This window comes from Hydrogenophaga sp., from assembly GCF_035481345.1.
In the GTDB taxonomy this organism is placed as follows: domain Bacteria; phylum Pseudomonadota; class Gammaproteobacteria; order Burkholderiales; family Burkholderiaceae_C; genus Hydrogenophaga.
Window position 1 is genome coordinate 27,926 of the sequence record NZ_DATIGV010000183.1, and the last position, 23,252, is coordinate 51,177.

Genomic DNA, 23,252 nt, shown 5'->3' on the forward strand with positions numbered 1-23,252 from the left:
GAGCGGGGGAGCGCGTGTGCGAGAGATTCAGCGACCGTTCGCCCTGAGCTTGTCGAAGGGCAGCGAGCGGGCCTTGGCCCGTCAAATTCGGTCGCGCGTGGTCTGCCGGTGCGTGCGGCCGTGCATGGCCTCGAAGAACGCACGCGCGTCGGCGACGTCCTTCGCGATGCCTTGCGTGAGGGCATCGAGGCTGTCGTACTTCAGCTCGTCGTGCAGTTTGTGCAGCAGTTCCACCCGCACGATTTTACCGTAGGCCTCCCCGCCCGGCAGGCTGGCCGCCAGGCCCGCGGGCCAGTCCAGGCAATGGGTTTCGAGCAGCACGCGCCCGCCGTTGGCGTCGCCCGGATCGAGCGAGGGGCGCACGCCGAGGTTGGCCACGCCGCGCAGGGGCTCGGGCCACAGCCCATGCACCAGCACCGCGAAGATGCCGCTGGCGGCCGGCTTCCAGTGCTGGAAACGCAGGTTGATGGTGCGAAAGCCGTCGCCCTTGCCCGGGGCGGATTCGGCCAGGGCGCGGCCCAGCTTGCGCCCGTGCACCACGTGGCCGCTGATGGCGTAGGGCCGGCCCAGCAGCGCGGCGGCGTCGTCCATGCGGCCTTCGCTCAGGGCCTCGCGCACGGCCGAACTGGACACGCGCAGGCCATGCACCTCATAGCTCTGCATGCGCGCCACGTCGAAGCCCAGGCGAGCGCCCGCGGCGTCGAGCATGGCGTAGTCGCCCGCTCGCTGGGCGCCGTAGCGGAAATCGTCGCCCACCAGCACGTACTTCACGCCCAGGGCGCCGACGAGGGTGTCCTCGATGAAGGAGGCCGCGGTCTGCGAGGCCAGGCGCTCGTTGAAGGGCAGGATGACGCAGCGGTCCACGCCACAGCGGTTCAGCTCTTCGAGCTTGTCTCGCAGGGTGGCGATGCGCGCGGGCGCGAGTTCGGGCTTGCGGTGGCGGGCCGCGAAGTAGTCGCGCGGGTGCGGTTCGAAGGTCATCACGCAACTGGGCACGCCGCGGTGGCGGGCCTCGTTCTGCAGCAGGGCCAGCATGGCCTGGTGGCCCCGGTGCACGCCGTCGAAGTTGCCGATGGTGAGGGCGCAGCCGCGCACGCCGTCGGGCGTGCCGTGGGGGCGGCTCGAGAGGCCGCGGATGATTTGCATGGGTCGGGCGCCTGGTTTTGTCACATCGCGGGGGCATGTCCCGCATGGACACGTTCATTCATCAAAGATTGTTATATTGGCACACGAAAATCGCAGGCCCCGGGGCCCTTCGCGGGTTCCGGGCCCTTCCAGTGTCTCGATTGCACGAAGGAGCCGGTTTTGAAGGTTTTGAAGCTCTCGGCCCAGGGACTGCCCCAGTCCTGGATCAGCCTCGAAGAAGCCGTGTTGCACTACGCGGCCGAGGAGGTGCGCTGGGAGGCGGGTGCCGAGATCGCGGTGTTCCATGGCGGGCACAACGCCATCACCGGGCTGCAGTCGGTGATCACGATCAATTCGATCATCGGCACGCAGGGTGTGCCCCGCATCAACCCCTTCGAGCTTCGGCCGACGCTCACGAACCAGAAGCTGTTCTCGCGCGACCGCAACGTCTGCGCCTACTGCGGCCACCACTTCCACGAGGAAGACCTCACGCGCGAGCACATCGTGCCGTTCGGCCAGAACGGGCGCGACACCTGGATGAACGTGGTCACGGCCTGCAAGTCGTGCAACCACCGCAAGGGCAACCGCACGCCCGAGCAGGCGCACATGCCGCTGCTCTACACGCCCTACGTGCCCAGCCTCTGGGAGGACTTCATCCTGCGCAACCGCCGCATCCTCGCGGACCAGATGGAGTTCCTGATGGCGCACCTGCCGAAGTCGTCGCGCCTGCATGCCTGAACCGGGAACGCCGCGGAACCGGCTTTGCCGGGCCGCTGGCGTTGCTCCCTTGAGGGGGTGACGCGCCGCAGGCGCGGCGCGGGCGGGGTCAAGCAAACACGCCGGCGGTGTCCTGCATGCGCGAGGACACCTCGCCCAGGTGGTGCAGGGTGTCGCCGAACGTCATCTCCAGCTGGGTGAGTTTCTTGAAGTAGTGGCTGCCGATGTACTCGTCGGTCACGCCGATGCCGCCGTGCAACTGCACCGACTGCTGGCCGATGAAGCGCATGGCGTTGCCCAGCTGCACCTTGGCGCGCGCCATGGCGGCGCGGCGCTCGGCCGCCGGGGCGTTGAGCTTGAGGCTGGCGTAGTAGCTCATGGAGCGCGCCAGCTCCAGTTGCATCTTCATGTCGGCCACGCGGTGGCGCAGGGCCTGGAAGCTGGCGATGGCGACGCCGAACTGCTTGCGCGTGTTCATGTACTCCACGGTGAGCGCCAGCGTGCGGTCCATGGCGCCCACGCCCTCGGCGCAGGTGGCGGCGATGCCGATGTCGACGGCGTGCTCCAGCGCCGCCTGGCCGTTGGCGGTGACGAGCGTGGCGGGCGCCTTGTCCAGCACCAGGTCACCCGCGCGGCTACCGTCCTGCGTGAGATGGCCGGTGGTCTTCACCCCGTTGGCGTCCGCTTCCACGAGGAAGAGCGCTGGCTGGCCGTTGGCCACGGCGGGCACCAGGAAGGCATTGGCGCGATCGGCCGCGGGCACGAGGTGCTTGTGGCCGGAGACCGTCCAGGCGCCGCCGGTCTGGCTGGCGGTGGCGGCGATGCGGTCGAGCCGGTAGCGGGCGCCGCGCTCCTGCTGCGCCAGCACCACCAGGGCCTCGCCGCTGGCGATGCGCGGCAGCCAGGCGGCCTTCAGGTCGTTGGCCCCGTAGGCGCCGATCACGCCCGTGGCGATGAGGGTCTGCGCGAGCGGCTCCAGCACGATGCCGCGGCCCAGTTCCTCCATCACCACCATGGCCTCCACCGGGCCCATGTCCAGGCCGCCATTGGCTTCGTCCACGTACAGGCCGGCCAGGCCCAGCTCGGCGAGTTCGGTGTAGACCGCGCGGTCGAAGCCGCCGGCCGCCACGATGGCGCGGCGGCGCTCGAAGCCGTAGCCCTTTTCCACCCACTTCTGCACGGCGTCGCGCAGCGCGACCTGGTCGTCGGAAAAATCGAAGTCCATTCTTGTCTCCTCAGCCCAGCACGGTTTGCGCCACGATGTTGCGCTGCACCTCGTTGGAGCCGCCGTAGATCGTGGTCTTGCGCATGTTGAAGTAGGTGGAGGCCAGCGGCGCATTGGCCACCACGCCGCCGGGGAAGTCGCCTTGCCAGCCGGCTTCCATGGCCTCTTCGATGAAGGGCAGGCTGTAGGGGCCGGCCGCCAGCATCATCAGTTCGCTGTAGCGCTGCTGGATCTCGCTGCCGCGGATCTTGAGCAGGCCGGCGATGTCCAGCGAGTTCTTGCCCGACTTCTCCGCCGAGAGCACACGCAGCACCAGCATCTCCAGCGCCACCACGTCGACCTCCAGCAGGGCGATCTGGTCGCGAAAGCGCGTGTCGTCCCACACGCCCTCGGTCTTGGCGATGCGTTTCAGGCGCTCCAACTCGCGCTTGGCCCGGTTCACGTCGGCGATGTTGGTGCGCTCGTGGCTGAGCAGGTGCTTGGCATAGGTCCAGCCCTTGTTCTCTTCGCCGATCAGGTTCTCGGCCGGCACCTCGACGTTGTCGAAAAAGACCTCGTTGACCTCGCACTCGCCATCGAGCAGCTTGATCGGCCGCACCGACACGCCCTTGGACTTCATGTCCAGCAGCAGGAAGGAGATGCCGGTCTGCGGCTTGCCCTCGGTGCTGGTGCGCACGAGGTTGAACATCCAGTCGCCGTACTGGCCCAGGGTGGTCCAGGTCTTCTGGCCATTGACGATGTACTTGTCGCCCTTGCGTTCGGCGCGGGTCTTGAGGGAGGCCAGATCCGAGCCCGAGCCCGGCTCGCTGTAGCCCTGGCTCCACCAGACCTCGCCGCTGGCGATGCCGGGCAGGAAGCGCTCGTGCTGCTCCTTGTTGCCGAAGGCCATGATCACGGGCGCCACCATCACCGGGCCGAAGGGCACGATGCGTGGCGCACCGGCCAGGGCGCATTCTTCCTCGAACAGGTGCTTCTGCACCGCGTTCCAGCCCGGGCCGCCGAACTGCTTGGGCCAGCCGTAGCCCAGCCAGCCCTTCTTGCCCAGGATCTTCGCCCAGCGCTGCATGTCGTCGCGCGTCAGGCGCAGCGCGTTGTGCACCTTGTGGCTGATCTCGGCGGGCAGGTTGGCGCGCACCCAGGCGCGTATCTCGTCGCGAAACGCCTGTTCCTCAGGCGTGAAGGCCAGATCCATCGTGTGTCTCCTCAGCAGGGGCGCTCAGGGCCCCGGGTTGCGTGACGATCGAGTTTACGCACGACCGTTCGTTTTTGCGTGTCGAGGCGGCGACAAGCCGCCAGCCGGGTCGATCGCCCGTGTCGGCCTCATTACACTCCCGCCCCATGTCAGCGCCCCCAGTCCGCCCGATCGTCATCCTCATCTCGGGCAGCGGCTCGAACATGGCCGCCCTGGTGGAGGCGTCGAAACGGGCCCGCTGGCGCGAGCGCTTCGGCGCGGGCGTGGTGGCGGTGCTGAGCAACCGCCCCGACGCCGCCGGCCTGGCCTGGGCACGCGAGCAGGGCCTGGCCACGGCCGTGGTCGACCACCAGCAGCACGCCGACCGCGAGGCCTTCGACGCCGCGCTGATGGCCGCCATCGACACCCACGCCCCCGCGCTGGTGCTGCTGGCGGGCTTCATGCGCATCCTCACCCCGGGCTTCGTGCGCCACTACGAGGGGCGGCTGCTCAACATCCACCCCAGCCTGCTGCCGGCCTTCACGGGCCTGAAGACGCACCAGCGCGCGATCGAGATGGGCTGCCGCTTCGCTGGCGCCACCATCCACCGCGTGACCAGCGAACTCGACCACGGGGAGATCCTGGAACAGGCGGTGGTGCCGGTGCTGCCGGGCGACACGCCCGAGGCGCTGGCGGCCCGGGTGCTCACGCAGGAGCACCTGATCTACCCGCGCGCGGTGGAGCGGGTGCTGGCCGGCGGCTGAGGCCCCCGGCTCACGCCTTTGCTCAGCGCTCGCTCGTGGCGAGTTTGGCGGCCATCAGCGCGAAGGCGGCCGAAAAGCCGCGCCGCAGCGCGTTCTGCGTGCGTGGCGAGGCCAGCACGCGCTGGCGGAAGGCGTCGGCGAGCGCGCCGTAGACCACGAACACCCCCAGCGTCATCGCCATGAACACGGCGCTCAACACGGCGAACTGCCGCATCGGCGCCGGGTCGGTGGGGTCCATGAACTGCGGCAGGAAGGCGAAGAAGAACAGGGTGAGCTTGGGGTTGAGGGCGTTGAGCAGGACCGCCTTGCCCATCAGGCGCAGCGGCGAGCGCGCGGGCGCCAACGGGTCGGCCGCGAAGGCCGAGCGGTCGCGCCAGGTGGCCCAGGCCAGGTACAGCAGGTAGAGCACGCCGGCCAGCTTGAGCAACTGGAAGGCCAGGGCGCCCGCGTGCATCACGGCGGCCAGGCCCATGGCGGTGGCGGCCATGTGCGGCACGATGCCCAGGGTGCAGCCCAGCGAGGCGTAAGCCGCCGCGAGCCGCCCCTGCGACAGGCCGGTGGAGACGGTGAACAGCACGCCCGCGCCGGGCGTGACCACCACGACGGCGGAGGTGAGGAGAAAGTCGAGGCTGGGCATGCGGCGCTCCGTGGATGACGCGGCCTCGGGGTGGGCCGCGAGCGCATCCTGTCGCGATGGGCGCCGGCCGTCTTGAACGCTATTGCAGCCAGGCGCGGCGCCAGGCCCCCGGCGTGAAGCCGAAGCTGCGCACGAAATGCCGGTGCAGGTGGCTCTGGTCCGCGAAACCGCAGGCCAGGGCGGCCTCGCTCAGGCCCGTGCCGGTGGCGATCAGGGCGCGGGCGCGGCTCAGGCGCTGCTGCTGCAGCCAGGCGAAGGGCGGCAGGCCGTGCGCCCGGGCGAACTGGCGCACCAGTTGAAAACGCGACAGGTCCGCCACGCCAGCCAGTTCGCCCAGTGTGGGGGCTTGGTCCAGGCGGTCGAGCAGGCGCTCTCGCGCGCGCTTCAGGCCGCCGTGGTCGAGGCCGGGTTCGTCGGGTTGGCGGTTGCCGTGGCGCAGGACCAGCAGGCCGCAGGCGCTGGTCAGGGCCTCTTCCCAGATCGAGTCCCCACGCTCTGCGTCCCAGCAGTGGAACAGGCGTTGGATGGCGCCGCGCAGCAGGGTGTCGTCGAACACCGGCTGGGTGATTTCGTGGCCGGGCCGCAGGTCGGCCATCGCGGCCATGGCCTCGAGGCTGATGTGGACCATGCGCCAGCGGCGCGCCCGGTCGTCCACGGGCACGCCGTCGTGCACCTCGCCCGGATTGGTGGCGATCAGTTGGCCCGCCGTCGCCAGCACCGGGCCGCGACCGCTGGCCGAGCGGTGGGCGCCCTCGTCCATTACCCCGAAGCCGAAGCTGTCGTGCCAGTGCCGGCCGAAGCCGCGGGCGCTGTGCGTGAGCACGGCGTGCACCCCGGCCACGGGGCCGGGCCGCACCTGGACGTGGTGGATGTCCGCGTTCACATCGATCGGTGGAAGACCAGGCCCGCGTGCTCGCGCATCGCGTGGAACTTGATCTTGGGCCAGTTGGCCTCGACCGCGCGCAGCGTGGCCATGTGGTCGAGCAGCACGGTGGGCGCGTCCACCGCGTCCAGGGCCACGCGGTGGGCGTTGGCGTCGATGAAGCGCTTGAGCTCCTGCTCGCCACCGTCCTCGGGCGCGCAGGTGACCCAGCGCGCCACGTTGTACGAGCTGCCGGTGATGCGCGCCTTGACGCCGTACTCGTGCTCCAGGCGATGCGCCACCACCTCGAACTGCAGTTGGCCGACGGCGCCCAGCAGCAGCACGCTGCCGGCCACGGGGCGAAAGACCTGGATCGCGCCTTCCTCACCGAGTTGCGTGAGGCCGGCGCGCAACTGCTTGCTGCGCAGCGGGTCGGCCACTTCGACGCTGCGGATGATCTCGGGCGCGAAGAAGGGCAGGCCGGTGAACTGCAGGGCCTCGCCCTCGGTGAGCGTGTCGCCAAGCTGCAGCACGCCGTGGTTGGGGATGCCGATGATGTCGCCCGCGAAGGCTTCGTCGAGCAGTTCGCGGCGCTGCGACAGGAAGCTCACCACCGTGTTGGGCCGCAGCTCCTTGCCGCTGCGCACCACCTTCAGGCGCATGCCGCGCTCGAAGTGGCCGCTGGCCACGCGCACGAAAGCGATGCGGTCGCGGTGTGCCGGGTCCATGTTGGCCTGGATCTTGAACACCACGCCGCTGAATTTCGGTTCGACGGGCTCGACCGTGCGCTGGATCGCCGGGCGCGGGCCGGGTGGCGGCGCCAGGTCCACCAGCGCGTCCAGCACCTCGCGCACGCCGAAGTTGTTGACGGCCGAGCCGAACAGCATGGGCGTCTGGTGGCCTTCCAGGAAGGCCTGTTCGTCGAAGGCGGGCGATGCGCCCGCGACCAGTTCCAGCTCGTCCTTGGCCTGCGCGAACTCGCTGCCGAAGCGCGAGGCGCTCTCGGGGTTGTCCAGGCCCGCCAGCACCTCTTCCTCGCCGCCTCGCTTGTCCTCGCCCGCGGTGAAGACGCGCATCTGATCGGCGCGGCGGTCGTACACGCCGCGGAAGGTCTTGCCCATGCCCACCGGCCAGGTGAAGGGCACCACGGTCATGCCGAGTTCGCGCTCGATTTCGTCCATCAGGTCCAGCGGCTGCTGCACCTCGCGGTCCATCTTGTTGATGAAGGTGATGATGGGCGTGTTGCGCGCGCGGCAGACCTGCAGCAGGCGGCGCGTCTGCGGCTCCACGCCGTTGCCGGCGTCGATCACCATCAGCGCCGCGTCCACCGCGGTGAGCACGCGGTAGGTGTCTTCCGAGAAGTCCTGGTGGCCGGGTGTGTCGAGCAGGTTGATGACGCAGTCGCGGTATTCCATCTGCATCACGCTGGAGGCGACCGAGATGCCGCGCTGTTTCTCGATCTCCATCCAGTCGCTCGTGGCGTGGCGCGCCGCCTTGCGCGCCTTCACGCTGCCAGCGATGTTGATCGCGCCGGAGAACAGCAGCAGCTTCTCGGTGAGGGTGGTCTTGCCGGCGTCGGGGTGGGAAATGATGGCGAAGGTGCGGCGTCGGCGCACCTGGTCTTGAATCTCGGACATAACCGGCGATTATCGAGCCCCCACGTTCCGCCGCTTCGCGGGTCGTTTCCCCGAGGGGGCGCGTTTCGCCTTGGGGCGGCCCGGCGGCGAAACCGGTCGCGGACAATCCCCCCATGCACCCCAAAGCCCTGCTCGACGAATGCGCCGCCCTCATCGAGGCCGTGTTCCGCTTCGATCACCCCGCCGATGCCGTCGTTGCCCGCCATTTCCGCGAGAACAAATCGCTGGGCCCGCGCGAGCGCGGCACCTTGTCCGACACCGTCTACGCCGCGTTGCGAGAACGATTGAAGTTCGAGTGGCTGGCGCGCTCGGGCAGCGGCTCCAAGTGGCGCCGCCTGGCCATCCTGGGCTTCTCGGGGGACCGCGACTTCCTCAAGAGCGCGCTGAGTGAGCCCGAGAAGGCCTGGCTGGACGCCTGCGTCAAGGTCCGCGAGGACGACTGGCTGGCGCCGCACCGGCACAACCTGCCCGAGTGGCTGGCCCATGCCCTGCGCGAGCAGGTGGGCGAGGGATTCGATGCCCTGGCCACCAGCCTGCTGCAGCCCGCGCCGCTGGACCTGCGCGTGAACATCCTCAAGACCCGGCGCGAGGCCGCGCTGGCCGCGCTGCACGGCGCCGGCCTGAAGGGCGAGCCCACGCCGCATTCGCCCTGGGGCATCCGCCTGGAGGGCAAGCCCTCGCTGGCCCGCTTGCCGGCGTTCGCGAATGGTGAACTCGAGGTGCAGGACGAAGGCTCGCAACTGCTCGCGCTGCTGCTCGACGCCAAACGCGGCGAAATGGTGGTGGACTTCTGCGCGGGTGCCGGCGGCAAGACCCTGGCCATCGGCGCCACCATGCGCAACACCGGCCGTCTCTACGCCTTCGACACGTCCGCCCACCGGCTGGACGCCCTCAAGCCGCGCCTGGCCCGCAGCGGCCTGTCCAACGTGCACCCGGTGGCCATCGCGCACGAACGCGACGAGCGCATCAAGCGACTGGCCGGCAAGATCGACCGCGTGCTGGTCGACGCGCCGTGCTCGGGTCTGGGCACGCTGCGCCGCAGCCCCGACCTCAAATGGCGTCAGACCCCCGAGACGGTGGCGGCGCAGGCGGCGCTGCAGCGCACCATCCTGGACAGCGCGGCGCGCCTGCTCAAGCCGGGCGGCCGGCTGGTCTACGCCACCTGCAGCCTGCTGCGCGAGGAGAACGAAGACGTGGCCGAGGCCTTTGGCGCCGCCCATCCCGGCTTCGAGGCGGAGCCCGTGGCGCCGCTGCTGCAGGCGCTGCGGGTGCCCGATGCGCAGGCCTTGTGCGGCGCCGGTGAAGGTGAGCGCTTCCTGCGCCTGTGGCCCCATCGGCACCTGACAGACGGCTTTTTTGCCGCCGTCTGGCGGAAAAAGGCTTGATCGAGGTCAATTGGCCCTGAAGTTACGGGCACTTCCGGCCTTCTGGGCGGACCAAGTGCTTGGTCGGGAGACACCCCCCGCCTAAAATCCCGCCTGCGCCGCCCGCCTGCCCCGGGCGCGTGTGAAGGCTTCGTCCTCCGTTTCCGGGCAGTCCTGATAGGACTTCGATGACCGCTTCCGACCCTGGTGCCTTTTCCGCGTTGCTCGACGGCGTGGTGAATTTCCTGATCAACGGCGTGACCGGTGCCAGCTGGTGGCAGGTCGTGCTGATCGCGCTGGTGCTCACGCACATCACCATCGCCAGCGTCACGATCTACCTGCACCGCCATTCCGCGCACCGCGCGCTCGATCTGCACCCGATCGCCGCGCACTTCTTCCGTTTCTGGCTCTGGATGACCACCGGCATGGTCACCAAGGAGTGGACGGCCATCCACCGCAAGCACCACGCCAAGTGCGAGCAGGAGGGTGACCCGCACAGCCCGCACATCTTCGGCATCAAGAAAGTCTTCTGGGAAGGCGCCGAGCTCTACCGCGCCGAGGCCAAGAACGCCGACACCATGGCCCGCTACGGCCACAACACGCCCAATGACTGGATCGAGCGCAACGTCTATTCGCGCTATTCCGCGCTGGGCGTGAGTCTCATGCTCATCCTGAACGTGGTGCTGTTCGGTGCCCTGGGCCTGATGGTCTGGGCGATCCAGATGATCTGGATCCCGCTCACCGCCGCCGGCATCATCAATGGCATTGGCCACTGGTGGGGCTACCGCAACTTTGAAGCGGTGGACGGCAGCACCAACGTGTCGCCCTGGGGCATCATCATTGGCGGCGAGGAGCTGCACAACAACCACCACACCTACCCGACGTCGGCCAAGCTCTCGGTCAAGCCCTACGAGTTCGACATCGGCTGGATGTACATCAGCATCCTGCAGTCGGTCGGGCTGGCCACGGTCAAGAAGGTGCCGCCGAAGATGGCGTTCGGCGAAGTGAAGCCGGTGGCCGACGAAAGGACCCTCGAAGCCATCATCGCCAACCGCTACGAAGTCATGGCCGGTTACGCCCGCGAACTGCGGGTGGCGTGCAAGGCGGAGCTCGCCGCGCTCAAGGAGCGCCAGGCCGACGCCTCGGTGCTCAAGGCGGCCAAGCGCTGGTTGCACCGGGACGACGACAAGGTGCCGCCGGCGATCAAGCCGCAATTGGCGCAGGCCCGCGCCGAGCACCCGGTGCTCGACAAGATGGTGACCATGCGCGAAGAACTGCGCGCCCTGTGGTCCAGCACGAACGCCACGCGCGAGCAACTCGCGGCCGACCTGCAGGCCTGGTGCCGCCGCGCGGAAGAGAGTGGCATCGCCGCGCTGCGCGATTTCTCCATCCGCCTGCGTTCTGCTCATGCTTGAGTGATCACCCCGCGCCGCGCCTGCGGCGCGGCGTCACCCCCTCGAGGGGGCGGTGCCAATGGACCGGGAAACCCGGATCCATGGCACCCTGGAAAGCAAAAAGCCCGCTGAACTCAGCGGGCTTTTTGTTGGGAGGCGAGCTCTTACTTGAGCTTCACTTCCTTGTAGTCCACGTGCTTGCGGGCCTTCGGATCGAACTTCTTGATCAGAAGCTTGTCCGGCGTGGTCTTCTTGTTCTTGTCCGTGGTGTAGAAGTGGCCGGTGCCCGCAGTGGACTCCAGCTTGATCTTTTCGCGACCGCCTTTGGTTGCCATGGTGATTCTCCTTAAGCCTGGCCTTTGGCGCGCATGTCGGCCAGCACGACGTCGATGCCCTTCTTGTCGATCAGGCGCAGCGCGGCGCCCGACACACGGAGGCGAACCCAGCGGTTCTCGCTCTCGACCCAGAAACGGCGGTATTGCAGGTTCGGCAGGAACCGGCGCTTGGTTTTGTTGTTGGCGTGGGAAACGTTGTTCCCGACCTGGGGCTTCTTGCCCGTGACGTCGCAGACGCGTGCCATGAGGACACTCCGATCCATTTTCACGGCTGTTCGCAGCGGGCCGCCGGGGGAATTCCCGGCAACTGGCGCCCAGCCTCACCTCGCCAGTTGTGGGTGGCGGTAACCCTTGATCGCAGTCGGTTCGGCAAACGCCGGACTTTCAGCAAAGCCCGCGATTATAGCCATAACCGCGGGCCTCAGGGGCTCAGGCCCCTTGCTGCTCCAGAAAGCGCTGGGCGTCCAGTGCGGCCATGCAGCCGGTGCCGGCGCTGGTGATGGCCTGCCGGTAGACGTGGTCCTGCACGTCGCCCGCGGCGAAGACGCCGGGCACGCTGGTCATGGTGGCCATGCCGCTCAGGCCCGACTTCGTGACGATGTAGCCGTCCTTCATGTCGAGCTGGCCCTGGAAGATTTCGGTGTTGGGCCGGTGGCCGATGGCGATAAAGCAGCCCTGCAGGTGCAGGTCTTCGGTGGCGCCGGTCTGCGTGTCTTTCAGGCGCACGCCCGTCACGCCGCTCTGGTCGCCCAGCACCTCGTCCAGGGTCTTGAACAGTTTGAGCTCGATCTTGCCTTCCTTGACCTTCTCCATCACCTTGTCCACCAGGATGGGCTCGGCGCGGAACTTGTCGCGCCGGTGCACCAGGTAGACCTTGCTGGCGATGTTCGAGAGGTACAGGGCTTCCTCGACGGCGGTGTTGCCGCCGCCGATCACGCAGGTGGTCTGGCCACGGTAGAAGAAGCCGTCGCAGGTGGCGCAGGCGCTCACGCCCTTGCCCATGAAAGCTTCTTCGGACGGCAGCCCGAGGTACTGGGCGGAAGCGCCGGTGGCCAGGATCAGCGCGTCGCAGGTATAGGTGCCGCTGTCGCCCGTGAGCGTGAACGGCCGCTGGGAAAGGTCGACCTTGTTGATGTGGTCGAACACGATCTCGGTCTTGAAACGCTCGGCGTGTTGCAGGAAGCGCTGCATCAGCTCGGGGCCTTGCACGCCGTCCACATCGGCAGGCCAGTTGTCCACTTCGGTGGTGGTCATGAGCTGGCCGCCCTGGGCGATGCCGGTGATGAGCACGGGGTTGAGGTTGGCGCGGGCCGCGTACACGGCGGCGGTGTAGCCGGCAGGGCCGGAACCCAGGATCAGGACTTTGGCGTGTTTCATCTTGGTGCGCGCTATCGAAAAACGCAGCAATTGGTTTAGAGTCGAGGGGGTATATGGAGATACCCGGCGCGATAGTCAAATAACGCGCGTCAATGGCGTCGATCGTTGCAAGCCATGACCGGCCGGGATTGTAGGGAAGCGGGCCCTTTCTTTCCCCGCTGTCTGGGAATACACGCATGTCCATTCTGTCCAATCTCGACCTGATTCGCCGTGTGCCGCTGTTTTCGACCCTTACGCAGGCGCAGGCCGAGTCGGTGGCGGATGCGGTGGTCAAGCGCCGCTACAAGCGCGGCGAAATGATCGTGGAGCAGGGCAAGAAGTCGAACTGCCTGGCCATCGTGCTGACCGGCCGGGCCCGGGTCGTCACCACCGACAGCCGTGGCCGCGAGGTCATCCTGGCCACCATGAACCCTGGCGACTACGTGGGCGAGATGAGCCTGATCGACAACCAGCCGCACTCGGCCACGGTGCGCGCCGAGGTGCAGACCGACGTGCTGATCCTGGGCCGCAACGAGTTCGCCCGCTGCCTGCCCGAGAACTCGTCCATGGCCTACGCCGTCATGCGCGGCCTGGTGCAGCGCCTGCGCCAGGCCGACCGCAAGATCGAATCCCTGGCCCTGCTGGACGTGTACGGCCGCGTGGCCCGCGCCCTGCTGGAGCAGGCCCAGCCCGGCCGCGACGGCCAGCTCATGATCCGCGAGCGCGTGTCGCGCCAGGACGTGGCCAAGATGATCGGCGCCTCGCGCGAGATGGTCAGCCGCGTCATGAAGGACCTGGAAGACCGCGGCTTCATCGAGGTCGCCGAGGACGGCAGCACCATCATCAAGGAACGGCTCAACACCCTCGGTTGAGCTGCGGGGCGGGGCAGGGCGCTGGGGTAAGCTAGCCCCTTGATTCGCGCCATGACGTACTCGCTCAATACCCTCAACGCCGATCGACAGGGCGCGTCCGCGCCCAGTGGCATCGCGCGCTTCGCCCAGGAAATCGGTCTCGTGCTCGGGGCCGCCGCGCTGGCCTTCTGGCTGCTGGCCCTGCTGAGCCATTCGCTGGCCGACCCGGCCTGGAGCACCACCGGCACGTCCGCCGAGGTCGGCAACTGGGCCGGCCGACTCGGCGCCATCGTGGCCGACGCGAGCTACTTCCTCTTTGGCTTTTCCGTCTGGTGGTGCTTTGCCGCCGGTGTGCGTGCCTGGCTATCGGGCCTGGCGCGCTGGCTGCGTGGGCCTTCACCCGTGCCCGATGCCCCGCGCTGGTGGCAGCGCCCGCACATGCGCCGCGCAGCCTTCTGGGGCGGCCTGGTGGCGTTGCTGATGCTGAGCTGCGCGCTCGAATGGAGCCGCCTGTACCGGCTGGAGCCCTTGCTGCCTGGGCACGCGGGCGGTGTGCTGGGGCATGCGCTGGGCGCCCTGGCCGAGCGCTGGCTGGGTTTCACCGGTTCGGCGCTGGCGTTGCTGGCGGGCCTGCTGGCCTGCCTGCCGCTGGTGTTTCGTTTCTCCTGGGGCCATTGGGCCGAGGTGGTGGGCCACACGGTGGACGGCTGGTTCGAGGCCCGGCGCGAGAAGCGCGAGGCCGTGGAGGACGAGCGCATCGGCCGCGTCGCCGCGCGCGAGCGCGAAGAGGTGGTGAAGACCGAGCGCGTGGAGAGCGAGGAGCACCACCCCGTGCCGGTGGTCATCGAGCCCACCATGGTCGAGGTGCCCAAGAGCGAGCGCGTGGCCAAGGAGCGCCAGAAGCCCCTGTTCACCGAACTGCCCGACAGCAAGCTACCCCAGGTGGACCTGCTGGACGCCGCTTCCGGCCAGCAGAGCACGGTGGACGCGCAGACGCTGGAGATGACCAGCCGCCTGATCGAGAAGAAGCTCAAGGACTTCGGCGTGGAAGTGCGCGTGGTGGCGGCCGCGCCGGGCCCGGTGATCACGCGCTACGAGATCGAGCCCGCCACCGGCGTGAAAGGCTCGCAGATCGTCAACCTCAGCCGCGACCTCGCGCGCTCGTTGTCGCTGGTGTCGATCCGCGTGATCGAAACCATCCCGGGCAAGAACCTCATGGCCCTGGAGTTGCCCAACGCCAAGCGCCAGACCATCCGCCTGTCCGAGATCCTGGGCTCGCAGGTCTACAACGACGCGCGCTCGCTGCTCACCATCGGCCTGGGCAAGGACATCGGCGGCCAGCCGGTGGTGGCCGACCTGGCCAAGATGCCGCACTGCCTGGTGGCCGGTACCACCGGCTCGGGCAAGTCGGTGGGCATCAACGCGATGATTCTGTCGCTGCTGTACAAGGCCGACCCGAAGGATGTGCGCTTGCTGCTGATCGACCCCAAGATGCTCGAGATGAGCGTGTACGAGGGCATCCCACACCTGCTCGCGCCGGTCGTGACCGACATGAAGCACGCGGCCAACGGCCTGAACTGGTGCGTGGCCGAGATGGAGAAGCGCTACAAGCTCATGAGCAAGCTGGGCGTGCGCAACCTCGCGGGCTACAACACCAAGCTCGAGGATGCCAAGGCGCGGGGCGAGATCATCGGCAACCCCTTCTCGCTCACGCCCGAGCAGCCCGAGCCCCTGGAGACGCTGCCCTACATCGTGGTGGTGATCGACGAACTCGCCGACCTGATGATGGTGGTGGGCAAGAAGATCGAAGAGTTGATCGCTCGCCTGGCGCAGAAGGCGCGCGCCGCCGGCATCCACCTGGTGCTGGCCACGCAGCGCCCCAGCGTGGACGTGATCACCGGCCTGATCAAGGCCAACATCCCCACGCGCATCGCCTTCCAGGTGAGCAGCAAGATCGACAGCCGCACCATCCTCGACCAGATGGGCGCGGAAAGCCTGCTGGGCATGGGCGACATGCTCTACCTTCCTTCGGGCATGGGCTTTCCCACGCGCGTGCACGGCGCCTTCGTGAGCGACGACGAGGTTCACCGCGTGGTGGGCTACCTCAAGCAGCAGGGCGAGGCCAACTACATCGACGGCGTGCTGGATGGCGGTGGCGGCGATGGCGAAGGCGGCGACATGTTCGGCGAGGGCGGTGACGCCAGCGGCGAAAAGGACCCGCTGTACGACCAGGCCGTCGCCATCGTCCTGCAGGACCGCAAGGCCAGCATTTCCTACGTGCAGCGCAAGCTCAAGATCGGCTACAACCGCGCCGCGCGCCTGCTGGAAGACATGGAGAACGCCGGCCTGGTGAGTGCGCTCACCAGCAGCGGGCAACGCGACATCCTGGTCGGCGGGCGCGTCGAATGAGTGCAACTCATCGGCCGCGGGGGAATCACATTGCCATGAACATCCGCACCCTCCTGAGCGCGGCCGCCGTGTCGCTGGCGGGCCTGGCCTGGCCCGCGCACGCCGATGGCCTGCAGGCGCTCGACACCTTCCTGCGCGAGGTCGGCAGCGCGCGCGCCGACTTCACGCAGGTGGTCACCTCACCGAAGAAGTCGGGCGAGGCCGCACCGCGCCAGCGCACCAGTTCGGGCCGCTTCGAATTCCTGCGGCCCGACCGCTTCCGTTTCGTTTACGCCAAGCCTTTCGAGCAGACCATCGTGGCCGACGGCCAGCGGCTCTGGCTGCACGACGTGGACCTGAACCAGGTGACCGTGCGCGCCCAGAAAGACGCGCTGGGCAGCACGCCCGCCGCGCTGATCGCTTCGGGCGGCGACCTCTCGTCCTTGCGCGCGGCCTTCGACTTCAAGGCCCTGCCCGACAAGGACGGCTTGCAGTGGGTGGAGGCCGTGCCGAAGGCGCGCGATGGCCAGCTCCAGCGCGTGCGCGTAGGCCTGCGCGCCAGGCAGCTCGCCGTGCTCGACATCGAGGACGGCCTGGGCCAGCGTTCCGAACTCACCTTCAAGGGATGGCAGGCCAACCCGGGCCTGGCCACGGGCGACTTCCGCTTCGAACCGCCGGCCGGCGCCGACGTGATCCGCCAGTGAGCACCCTCGCTCACGCGCCCCTGGCCGAGCGCTTGCGCCCGCGCACCCTGGGCGAGGTGATCGGCCAGCAGCATCTGCTGGGCGAGGGCATGGCGCTGCGGCTGGCCTTCGAATCCGGTCAGCCGCACAGCTGCATCCTCTGGGGCCCGCCGGGCGTGGGCAAGACCACCATCGCGCGGCTCATGGCCGATTCGTTCGATGCGCAGTTCATCACCATCAGCGCGGTGCTGGGCGGCGTGAAGGACATCCGCGAAGCGGTGGAGAAGGCGCAGCTCGCGCGCGACGGCCTGCACCCGCAGCGCACCATCGTCTTCGTCGACGAGGTGCACCGCTTCAACAAGAGCCAGCAGGACGCCTTCCTGCCGCACGTGGAAAGCGGCCTGTTCACCTTCATCGGTGCCACCACCGAGAACCCCTCGTTCGAAGTCAACTCCGCGCTGTTGTCGCGCGCGGCGGTGTACGTGCTGCAGCCGCTCACCGAGGACGACCTGCGCGCCATCGTGGCCAAGGCGCGCGCCATCGACGCCATCCCCGCCGTCGAGGACGCCGCGCTCGACCGCCTCATCGCCTACGCCGATGGCGACGCGCGCCGCTTGCTCAACACGCTGGAGACCCTGGCCGTGGCCGCCACGCGCGAGAAGCTCGCCAGCGTCACCGACGCCTGGTTGCTCAAGGTGCTGGGCGAGCGCATGCGCCGCTACGACAAGGGTGGCGAGCAGTTCTACGACACCATCAGCGCCCTGCACAAGAGCGTGCGCGGCTCCGACCCCGACGCCGCGCTGTACTGGTTCGTGCGCATGCTCGACGGTGGCGTGGACCCGCGCTATGTGGCGCGCCGCCTCATCCGCATGGCGGCCGAGGACATCGGACTGGCGGACCCGCGCGCGCTGCGGCTCGCGCTCGACGCGAGCGAGGTCTACGAGCGCCTGGGCTCCCCCGAGGGCGAACTCGCCCTGGGCGAGTGCGTGGTCTACCTGGCGGTCGCGCCCAAGTCGAACGCCGTCTACAAGGCGTTCAACGAGGCCAAGGCCTTCGTCAAGCGCGATGGCACGCGACCCGTGCCCCTGCACCTGCGCAATGCGCCGACGAAGCTGATGAAGTCGCTGGACTACGGCAAGGACTACCGCTACGCCCACGACGAGGAGGGCGGCTTCGCCGCGGGCGAGAACTACTTCCCCGAGGGCATGTCGCCGCCGAGCTTCTACGAGCCCGTGGACCGGGGCCTGGAAATCCGCATCGGCGAGAAGCTGCGCGAGCTGCGCCGCCTCAATCATCAGAAAGGCTGATGCACCCGCAGAGACACTGATGCGGGTGTTCAAGACCCGGGTTTTCCCTTGATTTACCGGGGAATCTCCCCAATCGGAAGCCCGATACCCCTCGCTACAATCGCGCACCACCGACCCGCCCCCGGCCTTATCCAGGCCGTCTCTGGCGGGTTTTTTGCTAGGTTGAAACGGGGGGCGTGTCCACAGCACCCCCGCGGTCAAAAACCACGGAGAACCTTTCATGGAAGTCTTGCTACAGCAGATCCTCAACGGTCTGGTGCTGGGCAGCATGTACGCACTGGTGGCCCTCGGCTACACCATGGTGTACGGCATCATCGGCCTCATCAACTTCGCCCACGGCGACGTCCTCATGGTGGGGGCGCTCACCAGTTGGACCCTCATCACCACGATGCAGGACGCCTCGCCCGGCATGCCCGGCTGGCTGGTGCTCATCGTCGCCACCGTCATCGCCATGGTGGTGTGCGCGGCGCTCAACTTCACCATCGAGAAACTGGCTTACCGGCCGCTGCGCAACTCGCCGCGGTTGGCGCCGCTGATCACCGCCATCGGGGTATCGATCCTGCTGCAGACCCTGGCGATGATCATCTGGAAGCCCAACCCCAAGTCCTACCCCTCCACTCTCTCGCGCGAGCCGATCGACTTCTTCGGCGCCGTGCTCTCCATCACCCAGATCACCATCCTCGCCACCACGGTCATCGTGCTGGCGCTGCTGATGTGGCTGGTCAACCGCACCAACCTGGGTCGCGCCATGCGCGCCACCGCCGAGAACCCGCGCGTGGCCGCGCTCATGGGCATCAAGCCCGACGTGGTCATCTCCGCCACCTTCATCATCGGCGCCATGCTGGCGGCCATCGCCGGCATCATGTGGGCGTCCAACTACGGCACGGTGCAGCACGCGATGGGCTTCATGCCCGGCCTCAAGGCCTTCGTGGCCGCGGTCATGGGTGGCATCGGCAACCTGGCGGGCGCCGTGCTCGGCGGCGTGGCCCTGGGGCTGATCGAGTCGCTGGGTGCCGGCTACCTGGGCCGCCTCACAGGCGGTTTCCTGGGCAGCCAGTACACCGACATCTTCGCCTTCATCGTGCTGGCCTTCGTGTTGATCCTGCGTCCCTCGGGCCTGCTGGGTGAGCGCGTGGCGGATCGCGCCTGATCCGACGGGGGAACGCTCATGATGAACTCCAAACCCGTCAAGCTGATCGCCTTCCTGGTGGTCGCGGTGCTGATGCTGGTCCTGCCTCTGGTGTTGCAATCCACGGGCAGCAACTCCTGGGTGCGCATCGTCGATGTGGCGCTTCTCTACGTGTTGCTGGCCCTGGGCCTGAACATCGTGGTGGGCTACGCCGGCCTGCTCGACCTCGGCTTCATCGCCTTCTTCGCGGTGGGCGCGTACCTGTACGGCCTGCTCGCCTCGCCGCACCTGACCGATACCTTCGCCTGGCTGGCCGCCACCTTCCCCAACGGCCTGCACATGAACTTCTGGCTCGTGATGGTGCTGGCGGGCATCGTGGCCGGCGTCACCGGGCTGATCCTGGGCTTTCCCGTGCTCAAGCTGCGCGGGGACTACCTGGCCATCGTGACCCTGGGCTTCGGCGAGATCGTGCGCATCTTCATGCTCAACCTCGACCGGCCGATCAACCTCACCAACGGCCCCAAGGGATTGACCAACGTGGACGCGGTGAGCGTGTTCGGGCACCGGATGAGCCAACGCCTGGAAATCAACATCGGCGACTTCTCGTACACCTTCGAGGCGGTCACGATGTACTACTACCTCATCCTGTTCTTCGTGGTCGTGGCGATCGTCATCGCCTACCGCCTGCAGGACTCGCGCATCGGCCGCGCCTGGATGGCCATCCGCGAGGACGAGATCGCGGCCAAGGCCATGGGCCTGAACACGCGCAACCTCAAGCTGGCGGCCTTCGGCATGAGCGCCACCTTCGGCGGCATCGCCGGCGTGTTGTTCGCCTCCTTCATGCGCGGCGTCTACCCCGAGTCCTTCATCCTCATGGAGTCGGTCATGATCGTTGCCATGGTGGTGCTGGGTGGCCTGGGCCACATCCCGGGCGTCATCCTGGGCGCGCTGGTGCTGGCGGGCCTGCCCGAGTTGCTGCGCCACGTGGCGCATCCGCTCACGGCCATGACGGACGGCCGTCTCGGCCCCGAGATCCTGCGCCAGTTGCTCATCGCGCTGGCCATGATCGTCATCATGCTGCTGCGTCCCAAGGGCTTGTGGCCGTCTCCCGAACACGGCAAGTCCCTGAGCAAGTGAGGAGCGCGGCATGACAGACACCATCCTGAAAGTCGCCAGCGTCTCCAAGCGTTTCGGCGGCCTGCAAGCCCTCAGCGACGTGGGCATCGAAATCCGGCGCGGCCAGGTCTACGGCCTGATCGGTCCCAATGGCGCGGGCAAGACGACCTTCTTCAACGTGCTCACGGGCCTCTACACGCCCGACAGCGGGACCTTCGAACTCGCGGGCCAGTCCTACACGCCGAGCGCCGTCCACGAAGTGGCCAGGGCCGGCATCGCGCGCACCTTCCAGAACATCCGCCTGTTCGCCGAGATGACGGCGCTGGAGAACGTGATGGTTGGACGCCACGTGCGCACCGGCTCGGGGCTGCTCGGCGCCATCCTGCGCACGCCCAAGTTCAAGCGCGAGGAGCGCGAGATCACCGAACGCGCGAAGGAACTGCTCGATTACGTGGGCATCGCCAAGTTCGCCGACTACAAGTCGCGCACGCTCAGCTACGGCGACCAGCGCCGCCTGGAGATCGCGCGCGCCCTGGCGACCGACCCGCAGCTCATCGCGCTCGACGAGCCCGCGGCCGGCATGAACGCCACCGAGAAGGTGCAGTTGCGCGAACTCATCGACCGCATCCGAAAGGACAACCGCACCATCCTGCTGATCGAGCACGACGTGAAGCTCGTCATGGGCCTGTGCGACCGCGTGACCGTGCTCGACTACGGCAAGCAGCTCTCCACCGGCACGCCGGCCGAGGTGCAGAAGGACCCGAAAGTGATCGAGGCCTACCTCGGCACGGGTGGTCATTGAGTCGGCAGGAGAACAGCATGGCAAACACACTACTCAAAGTCGCCGGCCTGAAGGTCGCGTACGGCGGCATCAAGGCGGTCAAGGGCATCGACCTCGAAGTGAACGAGGGTGAGCTGATCTCGCTCATCGGCTCCAACGGCGCCGGCAAGACCACCACCATGAAAGCCATCACCGGATCGCTCGCCATGGAGGCGGGCGATGTCGAGTACATGGGCAAGAGCATCAAGGGCAAGGGCGCCTGGGACCTGGTGAAGCAGGGCCTGGCGATGGTGCCCGAGGGCCGCGGCGTGTTCACGCGCATGAGCATCACCGAGAACCTGCAGATGGGTGCCTACGTTCGCAAGGACAAGGCCGGCATCGCGCAGGACATCGAGCGCATGTTCGGCATCTTCCCGCGCCTGAAGGAGCGCAAGGACCAGCTCGCCGGCACCATGAGCGGTGGCGAGCAGCAGATGCTGGCCATGGCGCGCGCGCTGATGAGCCAGCCCAAGGTGCTGCTGCTCGACGAGCCTTCCATGGGCCTGTCGCCCATCATGGTCGACAAGATCTTCGAGGTGGTGCGCGACGTGTCGGCGCAGGGCGTGACCATCCTGCTGGTGGAGCAGAACGCCAGCCGCGCGCTGCAGATCGCCGACCGTGGTTACGTGATGGACTCGGGCGAGATCATCATGACGGGCGACGCGAAGCAGATGCTCACCGATCCCAAGGTCCGCGCAGCTTATTTGGGCGAATGACCGCTGGCGGCCCGGCGGGCCGCCAAAAACTACAATCGCGGGTTGCGCGCCATTCAGGCGCCCAACCCGCTTTCATTTTCATGAGCCAAGCCAACACCCCCGACACCGCCGCCGCGCCCGTCGCACAAGACGACAACCAGCTCATCGCCGAACGCCGCGAGAAGCTCAAGGCCCTGCGCGAGGCCCAGAAGCGGGGCGAGGGCGTGGCCTTCCCGAACGACCACAAGCCCACCGACAACGCGGCCGCCCTGTTCGCCGCGCACGGCCAGCGCAGCAAGGAAGAGCTGGAGGCCGCGCCGGTGCGCGCCAGCGTGGCGGGCCGCATGATGCTCAAGCGCGTGATGGGCAAGGCCAGCTTCGCCACCCTGCAGGACGCCTCCCTGGGCGAGAGCGGCGGGCGCATCCAGATCTATCTGAACAACGACAGCGTGGGCGAGGCGCAGCACAACGCCTTCAAGCACTGGGACCTGGGCGACATCGTGGCCGCCGAGGGGGTGCTGTTTCGCACCCGCACCGGCGAGCTCACCATCCACGCCGACAAGATCCGCCTGCTCACCAAGAGCCTGCGCCCGCTGCCCGACAAGTTCCACGGCGTGCACGACCAGGAGATCAAGTACCGCCAGCGCTACGTGGACCTGATGACCGACGAGGGCGCGCGCCGCCGCTTCGTCGCGCGCAGCCAGGCCGTCACGGCGCTGCGCCAGTTCATGGTCTCGCACGGCTTCCTGGAGGTCGAGACGCCCATGCTGCACCCCATTCCCGGGGGGGCCAACGCCAAGCCCTTCGTCACGCACCACAACGCGCTCGACCAGGAGATGTTCCTGCGCATCGCGCCCGAGCTGTACCTCAAGCGGCTGCTCGTGGGCGGCTTCGATCGGGTGTTCGAGATCAACCGGAACTTCCGCAACGAAGGCATTTCGGTGCGCCACAACCCCGAGTTCACCATGATGGAGTTCTACGCGGCGTACTGGAACTACAACGATCTCATGGATTTCTCGGAGCAGCTCATTCGCCACGTGGTGCGCACGGTGCGCGGCGAGGGCGAGATCACCTACCAGGGCCGCGCGGTCGACATCGACTCGCCGTTCGAGCGCCTGACCATCCGCGACGCCATCGTCAAGTACACGGACGCTGGTGCGAACGTGGACGACGCCGAGTGGCTGCGCGGCCAGTTGCGCAAGCTGGGCCTCAGCGAAGAGAAAGACCAGTTGTCCACGCGCAGCCTGGCCTCGCTGCAGGTGATGTTCTTCGAGGAAAAGGTGGAGGCCGAACTCTGGAACCCCACCTTCATCATGGAGCACCCCACCGAGATCTCGCCGCTGGCGCGCGCCAACGACGAGCGGCCCGAGGTGACCGAGCGCTTCGAGCTCTACATCACCGGCCGCGAGTTCGGCAACGCCTTCTCCGAACTCAACGACGCCGAGGACCAGGCCGCGCGCTTCCAGGCGCAGGCCGACGCGAAGGACGGCGGCGACGACGAGGCCATGCACTTCGACGCCGACTACATCCGCGCGCTGGAGTACGGCATGCCGCCCGCGGGCGGTTGCGGCATCGGCATCGACCGCCTCATGATGCTGCTGACCGACAGCCCCAGCATCCGCGACGTGATCCTCTTCCCCGCGCTGCGCCGCGAGGGCTGAGCGCGCTCGGACCGG

General features: G+C 67.9%; 22 protein-coding genes. 13 read left to right on the forward strand and 9 right to left on the reverse strand.

Annotated elements, in window-relative coordinates:
* Positions 1-81: 81 nt before the first annotated feature.
* Positions 82-1,146, reverse strand: a complete 1,065-nt coding sequence (locus VLG41_RS19245; protein ID WP_325351002.1) for a bifunctional riboflavin kinase/FAD synthetase — start codon at positions 1,144-1,146, stop codon at positions 82-84.
* Between the two features lie 159 nt (positions 1,147-1,305).
* On the opposite strand from VLG41_RS19245, the gene VLG41_RS19250 reads away from it, so the two are divergent.
* Positions 1,306-1,863 carry an HNH endonuclease gene (locus VLG41_RS19250; protein WP_325351003.1) on the forward strand — a complete coding sequence of 186 codons (558 nt, stop codon included), beginning with the start codon at positions 1,306-1,308 and terminating at the stop codon, positions 1,861-1,863.
* 88 nt (positions 1,864-1,951) lie between these two features.
* Here VLG41_RS19250 and VLG41_RS19255 read toward each other — a convergent pair whose 3' ends face one another.
* Complete coding sequence (locus VLG41_RS19255) at positions 1,952-3,067, reverse strand: acyl-CoA dehydrogenase family protein (RefSeq protein ID WP_325351004.1); 1,116 nt, start codon at positions 3,065-3,067, stop codon at positions 1,952-1,954.
* A gap of 10 nt (positions 3,068-3,077) precedes the next feature.
* Positions 3,078-4,259 carry an acyl-CoA dehydrogenase family protein gene (locus tag VLG41_RS19260; protein ID WP_325351005.1) on the reverse strand — a complete coding sequence of 394 codons (1,182 nt, stop codon included), beginning with the start codon at positions 4,257-4,259 and terminating at the stop codon, positions 3,078-3,080.
* A 146-nt stretch (positions 4,260-4,405) separates the two neighbouring features.
* Here VLG41_RS19260 and purN point away from each other — a divergent pair, with 146 nt between their 5' ends.
* Positions 4,406-5,002, forward strand: coding sequence for a phosphoribosylglycinamide formyltransferase (purN, locus tag VLG41_RS19265; protein ID WP_325351006.1), 597 nt, complete (start codon positions 4,406-4,408; stop codon positions 5,000-5,002).
* Between the two features lie 22 nt (positions 5,003-5,024).
* On the opposite strand, the gene VLG41_RS19270 is transcribed toward purN, so the two are convergent.
* From VLG41_RS19270 to VLG41_RS19280, 3 genes are all read right to left on the reverse strand, one after another.
* Positions 5,025-5,639, reverse strand: coding sequence for a LysE family translocator (locus VLG41_RS19270; protein ID WP_325351007.1), 615 nt, complete (start codon positions 5,637-5,639; stop codon positions 5,025-5,027).
* Positions 5,640-5,718: 79 nt separating this feature from the next.
* Positions 5,719-6,522 (reverse strand): AraC family transcriptional regulator, encoded by an 804-nt coding sequence (locus tag VLG41_RS19275; RefSeq protein WP_325351008.1) that lies wholly within the window; start codon positions 6,520-6,522, stop codon positions 5,719-5,721.
* Positions 6,519-8,138, reverse strand: coding sequence for a peptide chain release factor 3 (locus VLG41_RS19280; protein ID WP_325351009.1), 1,620 nt, complete (start codon positions 8,136-8,138; stop codon positions 6,519-6,521). The genes VLG41_RS19275 and VLG41_RS19280 overlap by 4 nt, the downstream gene beginning before the upstream one ends.
* Before the next feature lie 113 nt (positions 8,139-8,251).
* Here VLG41_RS19280 and VLG41_RS19285 point away from each other — a divergent pair, with 113 nt between their 5' ends.
* Together VLG41_RS19285 and VLG41_RS19290 are read left to right on the forward strand one after the other, a co-directional pair.
* A complete protein-coding gene (locus tag VLG41_RS19285; protein WP_325351010.1) occupies positions 8,252-9,523 on the forward strand; it encodes an RsmB/NOP family class I SAM-dependent RNA methyltransferase in 1,272 nt (423 codons plus the stop codon).
* A gap of 167 nt (positions 9,524-9,690) precedes the next feature.
* Positions 9,691-10,917, forward strand: coding sequence for a DesA family fatty acid desaturase (locus VLG41_RS19290; RefSeq protein WP_325351011.1), 1,227 nt, complete (start codon positions 9,691-9,693; stop codon positions 10,915-10,917).
* Positions 10,918-11,060: 143 nt separating this feature from the next.
* Here the strand turns inward: VLG41_RS19290 and rpmG are convergent, their stop codons facing one another.
* From rpmG to trxB, 3 genes are all read right to left on the reverse strand, one after another.
* Complete coding sequence (gene rpmG / locus VLG41_RS19295; RefSeq protein WP_009516827.1) at positions 11,061-11,231, reverse strand: 50S ribosomal protein L33; 171 nt, start codon at positions 11,229-11,231, stop codon at positions 11,061-11,063.
* A gap of 11 nt (positions 11,232-11,242) precedes the next feature.
* Positions 11,243-11,476 (reverse strand): 50S ribosomal protein L28, encoded by a 234-nt coding sequence (gene rpmB, locus VLG41_RS19300; protein WP_325351012.1) that lies wholly within the window; start codon positions 11,474-11,476, stop codon positions 11,243-11,245.
* 184 nt (positions 11,477-11,660) lie between these two features.
* Positions 11,661-12,608: a thioredoxin-disulfide reductase gene (trxB, locus tag VLG41_RS19305; RefSeq protein WP_325351013.1), complete on the reverse strand. Its 948-nt coding sequence runs from the start codon at positions 12,606-12,608 to the stop codon at positions 11,661-11,663.
* Between the two features lie 176 nt (positions 12,609-12,784).
* On the opposite strand from trxB, the gene VLG41_RS19310 reads away from it, so the two are divergent.
* From VLG41_RS19310 to lysS, 9 genes are all read left to right on the forward strand, one after another.
* Positions 12,785-13,459, forward strand: a complete 675-nt coding sequence (locus VLG41_RS19310) for a Crp/Fnr family transcriptional regulator (RefSeq protein WP_009516830.1) — start codon at positions 12,785-12,787, stop codon at positions 13,457-13,459.
* Between the two features lie 51 nt (positions 13,460-13,510).
* On the forward strand, positions 13,511-15,847 hold the full coding sequence (locus tag VLG41_RS19315) for a DNA translocase FtsK (protein ID WP_325351014.1): 2,337 nt from the start codon (positions 13,511-13,513) through the stop codon (positions 15,845-15,847).
* A gap of 35 nt (positions 15,848-15,882) precedes the next feature.
* Entirely contained in the window at positions 15,883-16,530 is a 648-nt protein-coding gene (gene lolA, locus VLG41_RS19320; protein WP_325351015.1) for an outer membrane lipoprotein chaperone LolA, read from the forward strand.
* Positions 16,527-17,816, forward strand: coding sequence for a replication-associated recombination protein A (locus tag VLG41_RS19325; protein ID WP_325351016.1), 1,290 nt, complete (start codon positions 16,527-16,529; stop codon positions 17,814-17,816). Before lolA ends, VLG41_RS19325 begins: the two co-directional genes overlap by 4 nt.
* A 220-nt stretch (positions 17,817-18,036) precedes the next feature.
* A complete protein-coding gene (locus tag VLG41_RS19330) occupies positions 18,037-18,966 on the forward strand; it encodes a branched-chain amino acid ABC transporter permease (RefSeq protein WP_325351017.1) in 930 nt (309 codons plus the stop codon).
* 21 nt (positions 18,967-18,987) lie between these two features.
* A complete protein-coding gene (locus tag VLG41_RS19335) occupies positions 18,988-20,082 on the forward strand; it encodes a branched-chain amino acid ABC transporter permease (RefSeq protein ID WP_325351018.1) in 1,095 nt (364 codons plus the stop codon).
* Positions 20,083-20,092: 10 nt separating this feature from the next.
* Positions 20,093-20,863 (forward strand): ABC transporter ATP-binding protein, encoded by a 771-nt coding sequence (locus tag VLG41_RS19340; RefSeq protein ID WP_325351019.1) that lies wholly within the window; start codon positions 20,093-20,095, stop codon positions 20,861-20,863.
* 17 nt (positions 20,864-20,880) lie between these two features.
* Positions 20,881-21,597 carry an ABC transporter ATP-binding protein gene (locus tag VLG41_RS19345; protein WP_325351020.1) on the forward strand — a complete coding sequence of 239 codons (717 nt, stop codon included), beginning with the start codon at positions 20,881-20,883 and terminating at the stop codon, positions 21,595-21,597.
* 80 nt (positions 21,598-21,677) lie between these two features.
* Complete coding sequence (gene lysS / locus VLG41_RS19350) at positions 21,678-23,237, forward strand: lysine--tRNA ligase (RefSeq protein ID WP_325351021.1); 1,560 nt, start codon at positions 21,678-21,680, stop codon at positions 23,235-23,237.
* Positions 23,238-23,252 lie beyond the last annotated feature (15 nt).

Excerpts from the sequence above, each read along its gene's own strand:
- VLG41_RS19345 (WP_325351020.1), top strand. The coding sequence starts at position 20,881 with ATGGCAAACACACTACTCAAAGTCGCCGGCCTGAAGGTCGCGTACGGC.
- rpmB (WP_325351012.1), bottom strand. The coding sequence starts at position 11,476 with ATGGCACGCGTCTGCGACGTCACGGGCAAGAAGCCCCAGGTCGGGAAC.
- VLG41_RS19245 (WP_325351002.1), bottom strand. The coding sequence starts at position 1,146 with ATGCAAATCATCCGCGGCCTCTCGAGCCGCCCCCACGGCACGCCCGAC.
- VLG41_RS19280 (WP_325351009.1), bottom strand. The coding sequence starts at position 8,138 with ATGTCCGAGATTCAAGACCAGGTGCGCCGACGCCGCACCTTCGCCATC.
- VLG41_RS19330 (WP_325351017.1), top strand. The coding sequence starts at position 18,037 with ATGGAAGTCTTGCTACAGCAGATCCTCAACGGTCTGGTGCTGGGCAGC.
- VLG41_RS19335 (WP_325351018.1), top strand. The coding sequence starts at position 18,988 with ATGAACTCCAAACCCGTCAAGCTGATCGCCTTCCTGGTGGTCGCGGTG.
- trxB (WP_325351013.1), bottom strand. The coding sequence starts at position 12,608 with ATGAAACACGCCAAAGTCCTGATCCTGGGTTCCGGCCCTGCCGGCTAC.
- VLG41_RS19255 (WP_325351004.1), bottom strand. The coding sequence starts at position 3,067 with ATGGACTTCGATTTTTCCGACGACCAGGTCGCGCTGCGCGACGCCGTG.
- lysS (WP_325351021.1), top strand. The coding sequence starts at position 21,678 with ATGAGCCAAGCCAACACCCCCGACACCGCCGCCGCGCCCGTCGCACAA.
- purN (WP_325351006.1), top strand. The coding sequence starts at position 4,406 with ATGTCAGCGCCCCCAGTCCGCCCGATCGTCATCCTCATCTCGGGCAGC.
- VLG41_RS19290 (WP_325351011.1), top strand. The coding sequence starts at position 9,691 with ATGACCGCTTCCGACCCTGGTGCCTTTTCCGCGTTGCTCGACGGCGTG.
- rpmG (WP_009516827.1), bottom strand. The coding sequence starts at position 11,231 with ATGGCAACCAAAGGCGGTCGCGAAAAGATCAAGCTGGAGTCCACTGCG.
- VLG41_RS19260 (WP_325351005.1), bottom strand. The coding sequence starts at position 4,259 with ATGGATCTGGCCTTCACGCCTGAGGAACAGGCGTTTCGCGACGAGATA.
- VLG41_RS19315 (WP_325351014.1), top strand. The coding sequence starts at position 13,511 with ATGACGTACTCGCTCAATACCCTCAACGCCGATCGACAGGGCGCGTCC.
- lolA (WP_325351015.1), top strand. The coding sequence starts at position 15,883 with ATGAACATCCGCACCCTCCTGAGCGCGGCCGCCGTGTCGCTGGCGGGC.
- VLG41_RS19285 (WP_325351010.1), top strand. The coding sequence starts at position 8,252 with ATGCACCCCAAAGCCCTGCTCGACGAATGCGCCGCCCTCATCGAGGCC.
- VLG41_RS19340 (WP_325351019.1), top strand. The coding sequence starts at position 20,093 with ATGACAGACACCATCCTGAAAGTCGCCAGCGTCTCCAAGCGTTTCGGC.
- VLG41_RS19310 (WP_009516830.1), top strand. The coding sequence starts at position 12,785 with ATGTCCATTCTGTCCAATCTCGACCTGATTCGCCGTGTGCCGCTGTTT.
- VLG41_RS19270 (WP_325351007.1), bottom strand. The coding sequence starts at position 5,639 with ATGCCCAGCCTCGACTTTCTCCTCACCTCCGCCGTCGTGGTGGTCACG.